The organism is Amycolatopsis sp. WAC 01376 (genome assembly GCF_003947415.1).
In the GTDB taxonomy this organism is placed as follows: domain Bacteria; phylum Actinomycetota; class Actinomycetes; order Mycobacteriales; family Pseudonocardiaceae; genus Amycolatopsis.
On record NZ_QHKL01000006.1, the window covers coordinates 510,828 to 526,602 of the forward strand.

The following is a 15,775-nucleotide window of genomic DNA, read 5'->3' on the forward strand; positions in this document are numbered from 1 at the left end:
CCAACGCACCAAAATCCACACAGTCCCTCCCCAAAGAACCCCCCAGCAGGCTAGACGCATCCGACTCCAGACGGACGCCCGCACACAGCTCCCGCTCCTACCCTGAAGCCACGAAATCGACAGCAAGGAGCCCGGGTTGCCCAAGAAAACAGCCATCGTGGCGGCCCTCGTCCTCACCGCCGCCCTGACATCGGCAACACCCGCCGCCGCACTGACGCCCTCGATCACCTGGCACGACTGCACGACCGGTCCCGGCGACACCCTCGGCGCCGAACTGGACAAGGCCGGTGCGCAATGCGGCGACGTCGCCGTGCCGGTCGACTACCGGCGGCCGCGGGGCCGCGAGATCACCGTCGCGCTGGCACGGGTCAAGGCCACCGATCCCGCGCGCCGCCGCGGCGCGGTGCTGCTCAATCCGGGCGGGCCGGGTGGTCCGGCGATGGAGTTGGTGCTGGCCGGGTCGTCGATGCCGGAGATCGCGGCGGAGTACGACCTCGTCGGCATGGATCCCCGGTTCGTCGGGCGTAGTTCGCCGCTGCGGTGCGCTTGGAACACCGATACGTTCACGCGTTCGGCCGGGCCGGACGTCAGGTCGTTCGGTGAGAGTGTTGCTTTCGCGAAAGAGTTGGCGCGCGGCTGTTCTGGCAATGATCACGAGTTTCTGCGGGCCGCCTCCACCCGTAACACCGCCCGGGACATGGACGTCGTGCGTGCCGCGCTCGGCGAGCGGAAGATCTCCTACATCGGTGCCTCCTATGGGACCTACCTCGGCGCGGTGTACCTCCAGATGTTCGGCGCGCGGGCCGATCGGTTCGTGCTCGATTCGGCGGTCGATCCCGACGTTTTCGGGCCGGGGCTGCTCCGCCCGACCGCTCCGGCGCTCGACGCGGCGTTGAGGAACTGGGCGAAGTCCGCCGCGGGACGAGGACTGGGCGAGCAGACCGTGCGGGACATCGCCCGAGCGGCCGAGCGGCGGCCGTTCAAGGTCGGGAAGTACACAGTGGACGGTCATATGGTGCCGTATCTGTTCTTCGCGAACCTTTATGACGACCGGCCCGCGTCGCAGGCCGAGTTCGCCACCACCGTGCGGACACTCCGCGATGCGGCGGCGGGTCTTCCCGTCACGCCTTCGGCGGCGTTGAACGCGCTCCTCGACGGCCTGACGACCGGATCCGGCGCCGCCGCCGACCGGGCCGGGACGCCGGTCGTCTGCGCGGATCGCGCGGCTTCCCGCGAGCCGGCGACGTACTACCGGGACATCCAGGCGCATCGGTCCGCCGAGCCGCTGTTCGGCCCGCTGGCGCGCAACATCGCGCCCTGCGCGTTCTGGCCCGTGGCCCCCGCCGAACCCGCCACCCGGATCCACAACGGCTCACCGGCCTTGCTTCTCGGCTCGACCGGCGACCCCGCGACGCCCTACGCGGGGCAACTCGCCATGCGCAGGGCGCTCGCCGGATCGCGCCTGGTGACGGTGGAAGGCGCGTACCGCCACTCGGTCTTCTTGAAGGGCGACGCGTGCGTCGACACGGCCGTGCGGGACTACTTGCTCAGCGGAGCGCTCCCCGCGGACCGGACCTGCCCCTGACTCCCGCAGGCGAGATCGTGCCGCGGCCGCGCGCCGGTGACCAGGAACTCCGTCGCGAGGTCGTTGGCGCATTCGTTGTCCTTGAACAGGTACGCCAGATGCCCGCCCTGGTCGACGGTGACCATCCTGGCGCGGTCGCCGAAGGCCTCACGCAGTTTCCGCGCTCCCGTCAGCGGCGTGGCCGGGTCGCGGAGGTTCTGCACGATCAGCACGTTCGACGGGCCGCGGCCGGTGATCTTCACCGGCGGTTCGATCGGTTCGGACGGCCAGAACGCGCACGGCGTGATGTTCGCGGCCGCCGCGCCGAACAGCGGGTGGCGGAACCGGTCGATCGCGACGTTGCGCCGGTACGTCCCGACGTCCTCCGGCCAGTCGGAGTCGTTGCAGATCACGTGCAGCTGGCTCGCGAGGTAGTTGTCCGACGGCCAAGGCACGCCGGTGGACGACTGCCCGGAGGTGGCGGGTGGTACGGGTTTCCCGGTGTCGAGCGCGCGCCAGGTCTCGGCCAGATGCGGCAAGCTGTTGTCGTAGTAGAGCTCGGCGAAGGTGACGTGGCGGAACACCTGGCCGTTGTAGCCGTCCGGGCTCGGCGTCCTGTCCAGCCGCGCGGCGAGTTCGAAGTACTTCGCCGTCACCTGTGCCGGCGTCCGGCCCAGGCCGTATTCGGGCTTCGAGGCGGCGAACTTCGCGAAGTCGGGGAAGCGGTCTTCGACACCCTGCCCGAACAATCGCGAGAAGGAGGCGTCCCAGCCGCCGGGGCCGGTGGCGCTGTCGATCAGGAACCGGTCGCTGCGCTCCGGGAACAACGACGTGTACACCGAACCGAGGTAGGTGCCGTACGAGATGCCGAAGTAGTTCACCTTCCGCTCGCCGAGCGCCTCGCGGACGCGGTCCAGGTCGCGGGCGGTGTTGGCGGTGGTCATGTACGGCAGGAGCGGCGCGGTGGCCGACGAACCGCATTTCGCGGCGACGGCGGCCACCCGCTGGGCCTCCGTCGTCACGTCGGCGGAGTCGCGCGCGTACCTCGGGATGTTGGTCGGATGCTCCGCGGTCGACAGCCCGCAGGTCACCGGTGTGCTGTTGTGGACGCCTCGCGGGTCCATCCCGATCACGTCGTAGGTGTCCAGCACCTCCTGCGGGATGTTCAGCTTTTTGAGAGTGGCCGGATAGGCCAGGCCTTCACCGCCGGGGCCGCCGGTGTTGGTCAGCAGCACGCCGCGGCGCTTTTCCGGCTTGGTGCTCGCGAGCCGCGAGATCGCGATCTCGATGGTCTTCCCACCGGGGGCGCGGTAGTCCAGCGGAACCTCGATGGTGCCGCACTCCAGTCCGAGGCCCGACGCCTCTTCCGGGCACGACCCCCAGTTCGGCGGGGGAGCCGTGGACGCGACGGCGGGGGTCGCCGCGGTCACCAGGGCGGCCGCGAGTACAAGAGGTAGCGCTTTGCGCAGGGTCATCGGCGCGGCTCCCAGCGGAAGAGTTTGGAAGCCAGGACGACGGCGACGATGACCCAGGCCAGTGTCGGGGCGAGCAGGAGCAGCGAATCGGCGACCGCGACGCCGCCGTTCCAGGCGTTGACGGCGAGTTCGGTGGCCGAACCTCCGGGAAGTAGCCGCTTGAGCAGCGGTAGCTCGTCGGTGCCGGAGATGCCGACCCAGGTCGCCACGCCGAGGACGCCGAGACTGACCGGCAGGGTGGTGACCTGGGCGTGCTCGGGGGAGTTGGTCAGGCCCGCGGTGGCCAGGCCGAGGCCGATCATCATGGCGACGGTGGCGAGTACCGCCACGGCCAGCAGGGCGATGTTCGCGGGCTTTCCGGTGACCACGCCCAGCACGGTCATGATCACGGCCACCTGGACGAGCGCGATGACGGTGACCGGCAGGACCAGCCCGACCAGGATGGAGCCGTCACCGGCCGCGGTGGAGCGCAACCGTTTGAGGAACAGGTTCTGCCGTCGCGAGGCGAGCGTGGTCACCGAGCTGGCGTAGAGACCGAAAGCGCAGACGGTGAACATCACGATCGCCGCGATGTAACCGAGGCTGCCGATCTTGGCGAAGATTTCGTGCTGGTGGATGAAGAACGCGGAGACGGCGACAGGCATCACGAAGCTGGTGATCAGGACGGAGCGGTTCCGGAAGATCTGGATCAGCTCGCCACGGGCTATCGAAAGCATCATTTCGGTCCTTTGTGGATAGTTGGCTAGTCGTTGTCGATGGCGCGGAACACGTCGTCGAGCCGGGTCGGTCCCGCTTCGAGGTCCTGCAGGTCGATCGCGTGATCCTGCGCCCACCGCAACAGGACATGCAGGTCCTTCTGCAGGCCGTGGGTCTCGATGACGAACTTCCCGTCGGTCTCGCGCCTGCCTTGCAGAGGCAGCGCCGGAGCCGAGGGCGGCAGCGAGAACCGGATCACGGCGGGCAGCGTCCGCGTCAGTTCGGAGACCGTGCCCTCCCGGTGGAAGGTCCCGCGGTGCATCAGCCCGACGCGGTCGGCGCGCTGCTGCGCCTCTTCCAGGTAATGCGTGGTGAGCACGATCGTCGAACCGTCCTCGCGCAGTTTGTCGACGGCGTCCCACAGCGCGTCCCGCGACTGGATGTCCAGACCGGTCGTCGGCTCGTCCAGGAACACCAGCCGCGGCGAGCCGTACACCGCGGTCGCGAAGTCGAGCCGCCGCTTCTCGCCACCGGAAAGCTGTGACACTTTCGTGTCGGCCTTGCGGGTCAGGTCCACGATGCCGAGTACCCGTTCGAGCCGGTCCGTGCGCCGGGTCAGCGTCCCGATCAGGCGGACCGACTCCTTGACCGTCAGATCCGGCGAGAATCCGCTCTCCTGCAACATGATCCCCATCTCGGGGCGGACGGCGGCGCGGTCACGCGGGCTCTTGCCCAGCACCCGGACCGTGCCGGAGGTCGGTGTCCGGTGTCCTTCCAGGGTTTCGAGGGTCGAGGTCTTCCCGGCCCCGTTCGTGCCAAGCAAGGCATAGAATTCGCCTCGCCGGACCTGGAAGGACAGGTCCTTCACGGCGTGGAAGTCGCCGTATTTCAGGTTCAGCCGCTCAACGTCGATCACTGGTGTCATACCCAGATCTCACCCGCCGGGGCCCGGCAAAGGCAGTGCCGTCACGTCACCACCGACCCATGACGTGGTGTCACTGGTGCCCGCCGTCGCGGAGGGCCGATACTGGTCCCATGTCTGATGTGGACACCGAGCCGGCGCAGGGAAAACTGCGCAGGCTCAACCTCACCATGTTCTTCCCGCTGCTCGTCGTCGGCGGGGTGGTCGTGGTGGCGTCGGACGCGCGGACCTGGTGGCAGGCGGTCGTCCTCGGCGCGGGCGTGCTGGCGGCCATGGTCGCGTTCGTGCGGTGGGCGGCGGGGGAGGTCCTGCGGGTCGCGATCCCGTGCCTGGTCGTCACGGCGGCCGTGTGGCCGTTCTCGGTGCTGGTGGCGGGCGGCAGTTCGGCGTTCTTCGGCGTCTTCCTCGTGGGCTCGCTCGTCGTCCCCCAGTTGCCCCGCCACCGGGTCGCGGCGGCTGTCGCGCTCATCGTGTACATCGCGGGCGTGGGCGCCATGCGGCTCCTGGCCTCCGACGAGGACGTCACCGGGGAGCTGACCAGTTTCGTCTTCGTCCCGGCCGCGATCACCGCCGTCGTGCTCGGCCTCATGTTCCCCAACAAGCGGTTCTACGACGTCGTCAAGGAACTCGAGGAGTCGCGCGAGCGGGAGGCGGAATTGGCCGTGATCCGCGAACGTGTCCGGTTCGCCGGCGACTTGCACGACATCCAGGGGCACACGCTGCACGTGGTGAAGCTGAAGACCGCGCTCGCCAGGAAGCTGGTGGACATCGACGCCGAACGGGCCAAACAGGAACTGGGGGAGATCCACGCGCTCGTGGCCGACACGATCACCCAGACGAAGGAACTCGCCTATGCCCAGCGACGGCTCAACCTGTCCGCCGAACTGGAGAACGCGAGGAACCTTTTCGAGGCCGCGGGGATCCGCGTGCGCGTCAACCGGGAGGCGGACGTCGATCCGGAGGCGGGAAGGCTGCTCGGCCAGGTGCTGCGTGAGACCACGACCAATATCCTCCGCCACGCGCAGGCGACCCGTGTGCGGATCACCCTGTCGGAATGGAGCATCGGTATCGTCAACGACGGCGCCCAGCGAGGGCCGCTGCCCGAACTCCGAGGGCTGGCCGCGCTCCGGCAACGCGTCGCCGCGGACGGCGGCGAACTGACGGTGGAACAGGAAGACGGGCAGTTCGTGACGGCCGCCTCCTTCCCGGCCCGGGAGGAATCATGACCACGGTGGTGCTCGCCGACGACGAAGCCCTGCTGCGCAAGGCGATGGCCGCGCTGCTCCCGCTCGAAGGCGAGATCACCGTCCTGGCCGAAGCGGAGAACGGCGAGCAGGCCGTCGAGGCCACCCTGCGGCACGAGCCCGACGTCCTCGTCATCGACCTCGAAATGCCCGGCGTGGACGGCCTCGGCGCGGTCGCGGAGATCCGCCGTACCCGGCCGAACCAGGTCATCCTCATGCTGACCAGGCATGCGAAACCCGGCGTGCTCCGCAAAGCACTCAAACTCGGGGTGCAGGGCTTCGTCAGCAAGGCGGCCGAACCGTCGCACATCACCTTCGTCATCGCCGCCCTGCACCAGGGCAAACGCTGGATCGACCCGGACGTCTCCGCGCTCGCCGTCGTCGACGACTGCCCGCTGACCGAGCGGGAACTGGAGGTTCTGCGGGTGACCGGCGAAGGCTATTCCGTCGCCGAGATCGCCGCCCGGCTCCACCTCGCGCAGGGCACGGTGCGGAACTATCTCTCGAACGCCATGCAGAAGACCCAGACGCAGACCCGGCACCAGGCGGCCAGGTACGCCCGCGAGCACGACTGGCTCTAGCGTGGCCGGACGTGGGCGCGCTCGCCCTGCGGTCCGAACAGGACGAGGGTTTCGACGGCGCGACCGTCGGCCGAGCCGAGCCAATGCGGCAGCGCGGTGTCGAATTCGGCGGCCTCGCCGGGCGGCAGCACCAGGTCACGGTCGCCGACCACCAGCCGCAACTGTCCATTGAGGACATACACCCATTCGTAGCCGCCGTGCGTCTTCGGGCTGGGTTCCGCCGGTTCGTCGCGGCTGGGGATGAGCATCTTGAACGCCTGCACTCCGCCGGCGCGCCTGGTGAGCGGCAGGAACGTCATGCCGTGGCGGTGGATCGGCTGCAAATGGATGCGCGGATCGCCGGTACGGGGAGCGCCGACGAGGTCGTCGAGCGGCACGCCGTGCACGCGGGCCAGCGGGAGCAGCAGTTCCAGCGTGGGTCGTCGTCCGCCGCTTTCCAGCCGTGACAACGTGCTTTCCGAGATCCCGGTCGCCACCGACAATTCGGCCAGTGTCAGGCCACGGTGTTTGCGCAGGGCGCGCAACCGGGGGCCCACCGAGTCCAGTACCTCGTCCGTCTCGTCCGCCATGCCGCCGATCTTGCCAGGTCGGCAAGTTTTCGTGCCAATTCGGCTGCGCTGAGGCGAAGGTGTGGTCATGAACGCGACGGAATTCTGGGACGAACTCCACGAACGGCGTGCCGCCGGAACGCCGAAGGTGAACGCGAGGCTGGCCGAGATCGCCGACCTTGGTCGTGGGACCAGGACGGCGAGTACCCCACTCCGGGTGCCGTGGCGGCCGGACTGGATCTCGACCAGGCGGAATGGTCGATCGACCGTGCGGAGGCGGCCGAACGCCTGGCCACCGGCCCGGAAGGCCGGACCGCGACCGTGATCGACCACGTCCTGATCCTCCGGAGGGCCGGGCGATGAGCCGTAAACGCGACGCCGGGCCGCCTTCGACAGGCCCTGGCGAGAAGGACGTGCTCGCCGGGTTCCTCGACTACCTGCGTTCCGCGGTCGCGGCGAAGGCCGAAGGAGTGCCGGAAGAGCGAGCCCGCACTCCCGGCGTGCCGTCGGGGACGAATCTGCTGGGCCTGGTCAACCACCTGACCCAGGTGGAACGGCATTGGCTGCTCGGCCACCGCGTCGCCGATTGGAAGGCGACGTTCCATCCGGGACCCGACGACACGGCGGCGTCGATTCTCGCCGCGTACCGGGAAACCATCGCCGAGGCGAACGCCGAAATCGCGTCATGGGACGACCTCGCCGCGCCGGGACCCCGCCGGGGATCGCGGCGCTGGACGCTGACCCATCTGATCGAGGAAACCGCACGGCACGCGGGCCACGCCGACATCCTGCGCGAACTGATCGACGGCGCCACCGGGCGCTGAAACGGAGACTTCCATGCTTCACCGAGCCGCCGCGGTCGCCGTGGCCCTCGTCCTGCCGCACGGCTGGCCGCGGACCTGGTACGGCTGGCACCGCGTCATGCCCGCGCTGGCCGAGCACTTCACGGTGTACGCCCTCGACCTGCCCGGTCTCGGCGACAGCGCCGGCTCGCCGCGCAGTTCCCCGGCGACCTCACCAAGCTCGCCTACTCGGGGACCGCGTTCGGCGGCCCTGGGGCGCCGTCGCCCTTCGACGACGCCGAGATCGCGAAACCCGTGCCGCGGGCTGGACATTGGCCCGCCGAGGAGAATCCGGAGTTCGTGAGCGCCGAACTGGTCAAGTTCCTGAAGTAGCGCAACTCGGTTGCCCGTGATCGAGGACTTTTGCGATGCTTCGCCCGTGTCCTCTTCTCCGATGCGCTCGTTGGACGTCCTCAACCATCCTTTCCGCGAACAGTTCGAGGTATTCCTCGACGAACATCGCCGGGTGCTCGACAACTGCTTGGAGGGGTTGACCGAAGAGCAGGCGCGCCGGTCGCTCGTTCCCTCCCGCACGACTCTGCTCGGTCTGGTGAAGCACGCGACCTTCGTGGAAAAGGTGTGGTTCGACGAAGCCGTCACCTGCCGCCCGCGCACCGAGATCGGCCTCCCCGCCACGCCTGACGAATCGTTCATCCTCGACGAGGAGGACACGATCGCCACCGTGCGGCAGGCGTATCGCGAAGCCTGCGAGGCGTCGCGTGAGGCGGCTTCGGCCCTCGAACTGGACGACCTGCTCCACGGCAACCGGCGTGGCCCGCTCCCGCTGCGGTGGGTGTACCTGCACCTGCTGCGTGAGCTCGCCCAGCACGGCGGCCACGCGGACATCCTGCGGGAGCAGATCCTGAACGCGTGACAAAGCCCGATGGCGGGGAGCAGGCGCTCCCCGCCATCGGGCGTTCTTCGTCAGGAACGGGTCAGCGTGACCCCGTACTTGTTCGCCGCGTCCACGACCGGCTGGTAGTACGAGTACGAACCGGTGGCGTTGGAGCCCTGGTTCCAGCCGCAGTCGTGCCCGTCGGCGGGGCCGCCGGAGGTCATGCCCTGCGCGGTGTTGCCCGCGATGTAGGCGCCGCCGCTGTCGCCGCCCTCGGTGCACACGGTCGACTTCGCCAGCCCGGAGGTGGCGACGCTTTCGCCGCTGTAGCGGACGGTCTGGTTGTAAGCGGTGATCTTGCCGCAGGTCCAGCCGGTGGTGTTGCCCGCCTTGCACAGCGTGGTGCCGACCGGCGCCTTCGAGCTGCCGGTGATCCGCACCGTGGTGCCCTTGCGGGTGTCCACGTAGCCGCGGCCGGTGTCCTCGGCGTCGATGTCCATCAGGCCCATGTCGGCCGACGGGAACTGGGTGGCGACGCCCCGTCCGATGTGGACGCCGTTGCGGTTCAGGATGTCCGGGTTGCCTTCGACGCAGTGCCCGGCGGTGAGCAGCACGTTGTTGCCGTTGCTGGTGGTGCCGGGGAAGCCGAGCGAGCAGTTGGTGCCGGGGTCGAGATCCATGATCTGGCCGGGGATGACGTCGGCCTGCGTGGTGTTGCCGTTGGCGACACCGGTCTGGACCGCCACACCGGACAGTGCCGTGAGGCGGTGGACGAGCGCGCTGTCGGCACCCGGCTGCACGGTGACGACGACCTTGTCGGCCGCGAGTTCCGGACCCCACGCCTGCACCTGGCCGACGTCCTTGCCGATCACCTTGCCGACGGTGGCGGACAGGGCGTTCAGCGCGTTCTCACCAAGGGCGCCGGTGCGCGGGGTCAGCCCGGCCGAGCGGAGCGCTTCGGCGGATCCGGCGTCGGCGGCGTTCACCACGAGGGCGCCGGCGTCGTCGAAGTACGCGCCGTCGGTGTGGAGACCGCGTGTTCTGATGCTCTCGAGCGAGGCGATCAGGTTCTTCTCGTGGTCCAGCTTCTGCGCGGCCTGAAGCGGGCTGACGCGGAGCTGGGCGGCGAGGGTCTCCAGCATCGTCTGGTCGTAGGCGGTGGCCGGCGCGGCGGTCGCCGGGACGGCGAAGGCGCCGATTCCGGCGCAAACGCTCAGCAGGGTGAGCATGACGGGTCCGCGAATTCGCATGCGAATTTCCTTCGATAAGGAGGGAACGACGAACCGCCGGGATATGTTCTAAACGGCAGGGACCGGGCGGTTCATCTCGATGTCACGCACAGTACGAGCGCCCGTCTTCCTCGCCGTAGCGCCGAAAGTAGGTTCCGTGATCACGCTCCTACTTTCGTAGGCGAAAAGGCGTGAATCGTCGCGAATTCAATTGCGCGGGAGTGTCATTGTCCGAAAAGTGTCAGCAGTCGAGGTAGGTGTTCAGCGCGGCGGCGCCGGAGAGCAGGGCCCGGCCCCTCGCCGAGAGCCGCGAGTGCCAGTCGCTCAGTGTCGACTCGAGCGGCACGACACCCCCGGCCGAGCGGACCTGGTCGATCAGCGGCGCTATCCGCTCCAAGAGGTAGCCGCCCCGCCGGAGCTGACGGGTCAGCTTGGCGTCGCGCACGTCGGCCGCGCTGTAGACGCGGTAGCCGGTCCGCGGGTCGCGTCCGGGCCGGAGAAGGCCCGCGCGCTCCCATTCGCGCAGCGTGGCCGGCCGGACGCCGAGTTTCCCGGCCAGCGGACCGACGAACATCTCACCCCGCTCCTGCGGCACGGGTTCGAGATCGCGGAGCGCTTCCGCGACGGCCTGGAGGGTGCGGCGATCCTCGAGCAGCTGCGCGTGGCTCTCGTCGACGAGCCGGAGCGCTTCCTCGACCGCGTCCCGGTTGACCGCCTCCATGATCGACGCCGCCGTCGCGTGACCGTGCCCGGGCACGAGAGCCAGGAACGCCCGCAAGGCTTGGGCGTGCCGGGGCGTGTAGGTGCGATAGCCGTGCGGACCGCGTTCGGCGGCGGGGAGGATGCCGTCCGCCTCGTAATTGCGGACGGCCTGCGTGGACAGGCCGTGCTCACGTGCCAGGTCGACCGGCCTGAGCCGCTCGCGGGTTTGAAGGTTTCGGCCCACCGCCCCACGATATTCGGTCCGCTAACCGCGCGAGGAGTCCGCGCGCCGTTCGTACCGCGCCCGGGCCAGCCGGTAGGCCGTGCCGAGCAGTTCGCGGACGACCGCTTCGGTCTTCGACGCCGGGTTCACCACCGCCAGCCAGCCCGCGGTCCCGTAGACGGGGTGGGCGATCACGGTGTCTTCGACGGCGGGGTCGACGTCGGTTTCGGCCGCGTCCCGGGGAGCGCGGCCGAGCAGGCGGGTGAACTCCTCCTTGCCCGCGTGGATGTTCACGCGGAAGGCATCCGGCCGGTCCAGCCGCGAGGCCTCGTCGCCGGGGTAGTTCTTGGTCACGACCGTCGCGAAGGGCTGGACGTTCGCCGGGACGACGCCGTCGGGGGAGTAGTAGAAGAACGCGTCGCCCCAGCTGAGCTCCGGCCACTCGTCGCCCGGTCCCGGCGTGAGGGTCAGGACGCCGTCGAGGTCCGAAACGAAGCCGATGATGTCGTCGATGTTCATGTGCTCAAGCGTCGCATTAAAGTGCTTATGGAGGGTTCGGGTACGTTTTCGACGGGGTGAAGGTGTCAAGTCTCAAATCGATGCGCACAGCGGAGATCGCTCGCCTGGCGGGCTACTCCGTGCAGCAGGTGCGCAACCTCGAACGTGACGGCGTGCTCCCCGCGGCGACGCGGACGGCCTCGGGCTACCGGAGCTACGAGGAGATCCATCTCCGGTCCGCGCTGGCCTATCGCGCGCTCGCCGCCGGAGTGGGGCCGGTCGAAGCGAAGAAGATCGTCCGCGCTCTGCATCGGGATCCGCTCCCCGACGTCCTCGCGCTCCTCGACGCCGCCCACGCCGGGCTCGACGCCGAACGCGCGGATCTCAAGGAGGCCAGGGAAGCCGTCCGGGTGATCTCCCGCGAACCGATCGCGGACGTCCGCGGCTCGGACTCGATGAGCGTCTCCGAACTGGCGTCGGCGCTCGGCGTGCGTCCTTCGACGTTGCGCCACTGGGACGCGGAACGGCTCGTCGTCCCCGGCCGCGACGAGCGGGGGACGCGGCGGTACACGCCGTCCCAGGTGCGGGACGCGCGGATCGTGCAGCAGCTGCGGCTGGCCGGGTACCGCGTCGCGCCCCTTCGGGCCCTGATGCCGGAGCTGCGGCGATCCCGGCGGCTGGAGGACGTCGCGGCCGCGCTCTCCGTGCGAGACGCCGGGATCACGGCCCGCTCGCGGGCGCTTTTCGACGGCACCGCCGAGCTGTCCCGCCTCATGAGTGGTAAGGACAGTTAGGGCCAAGGGTGTCTTAGGTGAGTACTGCCGGTGCGCGAGTGGCCGTTTCGCGTGACTGGATGGACGACACACGTGCTTGGAGGGACGACACGCGTGATCGGACGGACGGCTCGCGGCGGAACCCGGCCGCGTTCGTGTCGTCCGTCCAGTCACGCGTGTCGTCCGCCGGATCACGTGTGTCGTCCGTCCAATCACGCGACATCGCCTACCGGACCTCGTGAGTGGTAGGGACGGTTAGAACCGGCGGCTTAGGTACCGACGTGGATTTCGGCTGCGGGTTGGTGCCAGGCCCGGTCCGTGAAGGCCTCCTTGAGGGACCCAGAGTCCCTCAAGGAGGCCTTCACGGACGGCGATAATCGCCACGTTCGCCCCACAGGCACCAGCAGTCACAACAGTGGCGCGTGAAGGCCCCCTTCCCTCGGCTCAGCCGAGGAAACCCGACCTTCACACCTTGCCGAGGTACCGAGCCGGTCAAGCCCTCGTGAGTGGTACGTAGGACCGTCCTTACCGCTCACGAGGCGGAAGTCAGGTGGTGGGCGTCCGTTCCCGCAGGGCCGCGAGCGCCTTGTCGGCGTGGACGTCGAACTTCAGCTCGCTCTTGATCACCGCGAGGATCCGGCGGTCGGTGCCGATCACGAAGGTGCGTCGTTTGGCGTGCAGCGGGCTGAACCGGCGCCATACGCCGAACTGTTTGGCGACACTTCCGTCCGCATCGGACAGAAGCGGGTAGTCGAAGCCGCGCAGCGTGGAGAATTGCCGCTGTTTGGTGATCCCGTCCGGACTGATCCCGACGCGGTGAGCACCGACCGCGCCGAATTCCGCGGCCAGGTCGCGGAAGTGGCAGCTCTCGGCGGTGCAGCCCCCGGTCATCGCGGCGGGGTAGAAGAACAGGACGACCGGGCCGACGGTCAGGAAGTCCGACAGCGTGCGGTCCCGGCCGGTGTCGTCGGGCAGGGTGAAGTCCGGGGCGAGGTCTCCTTGGTCCATGTCCGGTATTCGGAGCCGTGGGCGCGCCGGATCGGTGTCAACGGGTGCCGAACCGGATATCGTCGCGGCATGTCTTCTCGCGAAGTGGGAACCCGGCGCGCTTTCGACGCCGCGGCCGCCGATTTCACCGCGCTGGGCCGTCATCTGTGGGAGCCGATCGGCGCGGCCACGGTGGCGGCCGCCGGAATCGGTGAAGGTGACCGTGTCCTCGACGCCTGCTGCGGCACCGGGGCCTCGGCGATTCCCGCGGCGCGCGCTGCCGGGGCCGGCGGTGTGGTGGACGCGATCGACCTCTCCGGCCCGATGATCGGCGAGTTGCGCCGTCGTTCGGCGGACTTGCCGCAGTTGCGCGCGCACGAAGCCGACGCGACGGCGTGGGACACGGGCGGCTACGACGTCGTGCAGTCCGCGCTCGGCATCTTCTTCTTTCCCGACATGACGGACGGCACCGAGCGGCTGATCTCCCGGGCCCGGTCCGGCGGCCGGGCCGTGTTCACCATCTGGCGCGGTGGATCCATGGTGGCGGCGGGCCGTCACCTCGGCCGCGCGGTGGCCGCGGTGACCGAGTCCGCGCCGCCACCGGAACGGGAACCGAGTTTGATCGACCGCGTCAACCAAGCCGACACTTATACCGCATGGCTTTCCGGGCGGAATCTGTCCGATGTGGACGTCGTGGTCAACGAGCTGCGGCTGACCATGACACCGGAGGTCGCCTGGCTGGTCGTCATCGGCTCCGGGTTCCGCGGTCTTCTCGCCGACCTCGAACCCGGCGCCGTCGAGCAGGTGCGTGAGCGCTACCTCGATTCCCTGCGTGCCGAAGGCGTGACAGAACTCGACGCGACGACGCTGATCGGCTCCGGCACGGTCCGCTGACGACCGCGTCCGCTTCGGTGTACAGTCGTTCACTCAAACCGGGGTGAACGGGTGGGACACGGGTGCGACCAGACAACGACTCCACTGTTCGGGGCCGCGGGCAAGGACCGTTCGGCTCCTGGCTGCTCGGCCCGCTCGATCAGGACTCGGCCGTGTTGCGGCGCCGCGTCCAGGGACTGCTCACCGGAACGCTGATCGCGACCAACGTCATCGGCGCGCTGGTCGTGGTCGGGCTGGCGGCCCTGCTCATGCCCGCGCCCGGCATGTCCGGCGATCTCGTCCGGGTCACCGCGATCGCGGTCCCCGTCTACGTGGTCTCCGCCGTGGTCGTGGGCGCGCTGTGGGGCACCCGCGGCGCGTTGCGGACGTTGCGCTGGGCGGCCGACGGCCGGACGCCGACCGACGAGGAGCGTGCGGCGAGTCTTCGTGTCCCGTTGCGCCTGACGCTGGTGCAGGCGGTGCTGTGGGGCGTCGCGACCGTGGTCTTCGGCGTGCTGGCCGCGCTGGTGCAGCCGAAGGTCGTGCTCACCGAACTGCTCGTCGTCGCGTTCGCGGGCGTGGTCGTCTGCGCGATCGCTTATCTGGCGGGAGAGTTCATCCTGCGGCCGTACGCGGCCTTGGCGCTGACGGGCACCTCGCCGGCGCGGCGGCTCAGCGGCGGGGTCAATCTGCGGATGCTGCTGTTCTGGTGCCTCGGCACCGGAGTGCCGGTGGCCGGACTGGTGGTCACGGCGGTGCTGGCGTGGGCGCGCGGTGACGTGTCGACCACGAAGCTCGCCATCTCGGTCATCGCGCTCGGCCTGGTGGTGCTGGTCTTCGGTCTGCTGGTGACCGTGTTCACCGCCCGCGCCGTGGTGAACCCGATCCGGTCGGTGCAGCACGCGCTCGGCCGGGTGCGTGCCGGCGACTTCGCCGTGGAGATCCCGGTCTACGACGGCACCGAACTCGGTCTGCTGCAAGCGGGCTTCAACGGGATGGCCGCCGGTCTCGCGGAACGCGAACGTTTGCGCGACCTGTTCGGCAGGCATGTCGGCGAGGACGTCGCGATCGAGGCGATGCGCACGTCCGCCGAACTCGGCGGCACGGTGCGGACGGTGTCGGTGTTGTTCGTCGACCTGATCGGGTCGACCGCGCTGGCCGCGAGCCGTCCGCCCGAGGAGGTCGTCGGCCTGCTCAACCGGTTCTTCGCGGTGGTGGTCGACGAGGTCGACCGCAACCACGGGCTGGTCAACAAGTTCGTCGGTGACGCCGCGCTGGCGATCTTCGGCGCACCGGTGCGGCTGGAGGACCACGCGACCCTCGCGCTGTCCGCCGGCCGGGCGATTTCGCGCAGGCTGGCGGCCGAGGTGCCCGACTGCCCGGCCGGGATCGGCGTGGCGACGGGTGAGGTGGTCGCCGGGAACGTCGGCGACCCGCGGCGGTTCGAGTACACGGTGATCGGCGACCCGGTCAACGAAGCCGCCCGGCTGACCGAACTGGCGAAGAACGTCGAAGCCCGGTTGCTCGCTTCGTGGACGGCGATCGAGTCGGCGGCCGAAGACGAGGCCGCCCAGTGGAAGGCGACGGAGGACGTCACGTTGCGGGGCCGCACTCGGCCCACCACACTCGCGACCCCCAAGGCCTGACCTGTGGTGGATTCACAGCCTTTGTGAAGGGGCCGTGAATCTTGCGCGGCGGCCCTCGCTCCGCCGTGCACGGACCCGATGTTTCCTGGCACGCGAGCGCGTTCCGGTCCTGTGAACGATCACAGCGGCTCCTTCGC

Annotated in this window: 18 protein-coding genes; 10 read left to right on the plus strand and 8 right to left on the minus strand. The window is 69.4% G+C overall.

From position 1 onward, the window contains the following. Positions 1 to 136: 136 nt before the first annotated feature. The gene (locus DMH03_RS29355; protein WP_233611706.1) at positions 137 to 1,585 is read left to right on the plus strand and encodes an alpha/beta hydrolase; all 1,449 of its coding nucleotides are present in this window, start codon (positions 137 to 139) and stop codon (positions 1,583 to 1,585) included. On the opposite strand, the gene DMH03_RS29360 is transcribed toward DMH03_RS29355, so the two are convergent. The 3 genes from DMH03_RS29360 to DMH03_RS29370 are packed head-to-tail and all read right to left on the minus strand — an operon-like array spanning position 1,540 to position 4,660. Further along, positions 1,540 to 3,039: an alpha/beta hydrolase gene (locus DMH03_RS29360; RefSeq protein WP_125795203.1), complete on the minus strand. Its 1,500-nt coding sequence runs from the start codon at positions 3,037 to 3,039 to the stop codon at positions 1,540 to 1,542. The two genes, DMH03_RS29355 and DMH03_RS29360, sit on opposite strands and share 46 nt — an antisense overlap. After that, positions 3,036 to 3,755, minus strand: a complete 720-nt coding sequence (locus DMH03_RS29365) for an ABC transporter permease (RefSeq protein ID WP_125795469.1) — start codon at positions 3,753 to 3,755, stop codon at positions 3,036 to 3,038. Before DMH03_RS29365 ends, DMH03_RS29360 begins: the two co-directional genes overlap by 4 nt. 26 nt (positions 3,756 to 3,781) lie before the next feature. Next, entirely contained in the window at positions 3,782 to 4,660 is an 879-nt protein-coding gene (locus DMH03_RS29370) for an ABC transporter ATP-binding protein (protein WP_199749061.1), read from the minus strand. Between the two features lie 119 nt (positions 4,661 to 4,779). Between DMH03_RS29370 and DMH03_RS29375 the strand changes: the two genes are divergently transcribed. Together DMH03_RS29375 and DMH03_RS29380 are read left to right on the plus strand one after the other, a co-directional pair. Further along, positions 4,780 to 5,883, plus strand: coding sequence for a sensor histidine kinase (locus DMH03_RS29375; RefSeq protein WP_125795471.1), 1,104 nt, complete (start codon positions 4,780 to 4,782; stop codon positions 5,881 to 5,883). Next, entirely contained in the window at positions 5,880 to 6,482 is a 603-nt protein-coding gene (locus DMH03_RS29380; RefSeq protein WP_125795204.1) for a response regulator transcription factor, read from the plus strand. Before DMH03_RS29375 ends, DMH03_RS29380 begins: the two co-directional genes overlap by 4 nt. On the opposite strand, the gene DMH03_RS29385 is transcribed toward DMH03_RS29380, so the two are convergent. Further along, positions 6,479 to 7,051, minus strand: coding sequence for a helix-turn-helix domain-containing protein (locus tag DMH03_RS29385; RefSeq protein ID WP_125795205.1), 573 nt, complete (start codon positions 7,049 to 7,051; stop codon positions 6,479 to 6,481). The two genes, DMH03_RS29380 and DMH03_RS29385, sit on opposite strands and share 4 nt — an antisense overlap. Before the next feature lie 201 nt (positions 7,052 to 7,252). On the opposite strand from DMH03_RS29385, the gene DMH03_RS42150 reads away from it, so the two are divergent. The 4 genes from DMH03_RS42150 to DMH03_RS29400 all read left to right on the plus strand — a co-directional run bounded on the left by DMH03_RS42150 (position 7,253) and on the right by DMH03_RS29400 (position 8,746). After that, positions 7,253 to 7,393, plus strand: a complete 141-nt coding sequence (locus DMH03_RS42150) for a hypothetical protein (RefSeq protein ID WP_158633130.1) — start codon at positions 7,253 to 7,255, stop codon at positions 7,391 to 7,393. Beyond that, positions 7,390 to 7,854 (plus strand): DinB family protein, encoded by a 465-nt coding sequence (locus tag DMH03_RS29390; RefSeq protein ID WP_125795206.1) that lies wholly within the window; start codon positions 7,390 to 7,392, stop codon positions 7,852 to 7,854. The genes DMH03_RS42150 and DMH03_RS29390 overlap by 4 nt, the downstream gene beginning before the upstream one ends. 13 nt (positions 7,855 to 7,867) lie before the next feature. Continuing rightward, a complete protein-coding gene (locus DMH03_RS29395) occupies positions 7,868 to 8,176 on the plus strand; it encodes an alpha/beta fold hydrolase (protein WP_370310927.1) in 309 nt (102 codons plus the stop codon). Positions 8,177 to 8,266: 90 nt separating this feature from the next. Then, positions 8,267 to 8,746, plus strand: a complete 480-nt coding sequence (locus DMH03_RS29400; protein WP_125795472.1) for a DinB family protein — start codon at positions 8,267 to 8,269, stop codon at positions 8,744 to 8,746. 50 nt (positions 8,747 to 8,796) lie between these two features. Here the strand turns inward: DMH03_RS29400 and DMH03_RS29405 are convergent, their stop codons facing one another. From DMH03_RS29405 to DMH03_RS29415, 3 genes are all read right to left on the minus strand, one after another. Continuing rightward, positions 8,797 to 9,957: a S1 family peptidase gene (locus DMH03_RS29405; protein ID WP_125795207.1), complete on the minus strand. Its 1,161-nt coding sequence runs from the start codon at positions 9,955 to 9,957 to the stop codon at positions 8,797 to 8,799. 220 nt (positions 9,958 to 10,177) lie between these two features. Then, entirely contained in the window at positions 10,178 to 10,882 is a 705-nt protein-coding gene (locus tag DMH03_RS29410) for a TioE family transcriptional regulator (RefSeq protein ID WP_125795208.1), read from the minus strand. Between the two features lie 21 nt (positions 10,883 to 10,903). After that, entirely contained in the window at positions 10,904 to 11,380 is a 477-nt protein-coding gene (locus DMH03_RS29415) for a DUF6194 family protein (RefSeq protein ID WP_125795209.1), read from the minus strand. Positions 11,381 to 11,460: 80 nt separating this feature from the next. On the opposite strand from DMH03_RS29415, the gene DMH03_RS29420 reads away from it, so the two are divergent. Further along, on the plus strand, positions 11,461 to 12,153 hold the full coding sequence (locus tag DMH03_RS29420) for a MerR family transcriptional regulator (protein ID WP_125795210.1): 693 nt from the start codon (positions 11,461 to 11,463) through the stop codon (positions 12,151 to 12,153). Positions 12,154 to 12,678: 525 nt separating this feature from the next. Here DMH03_RS29420 and DMH03_RS29425 read toward each other — a convergent pair. Further along, on the minus strand, positions 12,679 to 13,140 hold the full coding sequence (locus DMH03_RS29425) for a peroxiredoxin (protein ID WP_125795211.1): 462 nt from the start codon (positions 13,138 to 13,140) through the stop codon (positions 12,679 to 12,681). Positions 13,141 to 13,209: 69 nt separating this feature from the next. On the opposite strand from DMH03_RS29425, the gene DMH03_RS29430 reads away from it, so the two are divergent. Next, complete coding sequence (locus DMH03_RS29430) at positions 13,210 to 14,013, plus strand: class I SAM-dependent methyltransferase (RefSeq protein ID WP_125795212.1); 804 nt, start codon at positions 13,210 to 13,212, stop codon at positions 14,011 to 14,013. A gap of 62 nt (positions 14,014 to 14,075) precedes the next feature. Next, positions 14,076 to 15,638 (plus strand): adenylate/guanylate cyclase domain-containing protein, encoded by a 1,563-nt coding sequence (locus tag DMH03_RS29435; protein WP_125795213.1) that lies wholly within the window; start codon positions 14,076 to 14,078, stop codon positions 15,636 to 15,638. The last annotated feature ends 137 nt before the right edge of the window (positions 15,639 to 15,775 follow it).

Bases quoted from the DNA above. Each gene is read 5' to 3' on its own strand.
- DMH03_RS29425 (WP_125795211.1), bottom strand. From the start codon at position 13,140: ATGGACCAAGGAGACCTCGCCCCGGACTTCACCCTGCCCGACGACACC.
- DMH03_RS29360 (WP_125795203.1), bottom strand. From the start codon at position 3,039: ATGACCCTGCGCAAAGCGCTACCTCTTGTACTCGCGGCCGCCCTGGTG.
- DMH03_RS29400 (WP_125795472.1), top strand. From the start codon at position 8,267: ATGCGCTCGTTGGACGTCCTCAACCATCCTTTCCGCGAACAGTTCGAG.
- DMH03_RS29405 (WP_125795207.1), bottom strand. From the start codon at position 9,957: ATGCGAATTCGCGGACCCGTCATGCTCACCCTGCTGAGCGTTTGCGCC.
- DMH03_RS29420 (WP_125795210.1), top strand. From the start codon at position 11,461: ATGCGCACAGCGGAGATCGCTCGCCTGGCGGGCTACTCCGTGCAGCAG.
- DMH03_RS29415 (WP_125795209.1), bottom strand. From the start codon at position 11,380: ATGAACATCGACGACATCATCGGCTTCGTTTCGGACCTCGACGGCGTC.
- DMH03_RS29390 (WP_125795206.1), top strand. From the start codon at position 7,390: ATGAGCCGTAAACGCGACGCCGGGCCGCCTTCGACAGGCCCTGGCGAG.
- DMH03_RS29430 (WP_125795212.1), top strand. From the start codon at position 13,210: ATGTCTTCTCGCGAAGTGGGAACCCGGCGCGCTTTCGACGCCGCGGCC.
- DMH03_RS29365 (WP_125795469.1), bottom strand. From the start codon at position 3,755: ATGCTTTCGATAGCCCGTGGCGAGCTGATCCAGATCTTCCGGAACCGC.
- DMH03_RS29385 (WP_125795205.1), bottom strand. From the start codon at position 7,051: ATGGCGGACGAGACGGACGAGGTACTGGACTCGGTGGGCCCCCGGTTG.
- DMH03_RS29395 (WP_370310927.1), top strand. From the start codon at position 7,868: ATGCTTCACCGAGCCGCCGCGGTCGCCGTGGCCCTCGTCCTGCCGCAC.
- DMH03_RS29370 (WP_199749061.1), bottom strand. From the start codon at position 4,660: ATGACACCAGTGATCGACGTTGAGCGGCTGAACCTGAAATACGGCGAC.
- DMH03_RS29380 (WP_125795204.1), top strand. From the start codon at position 5,880: ATGACCACGGTGGTGCTCGCCGACGACGAAGCCCTGCTGCGCAAGGCG.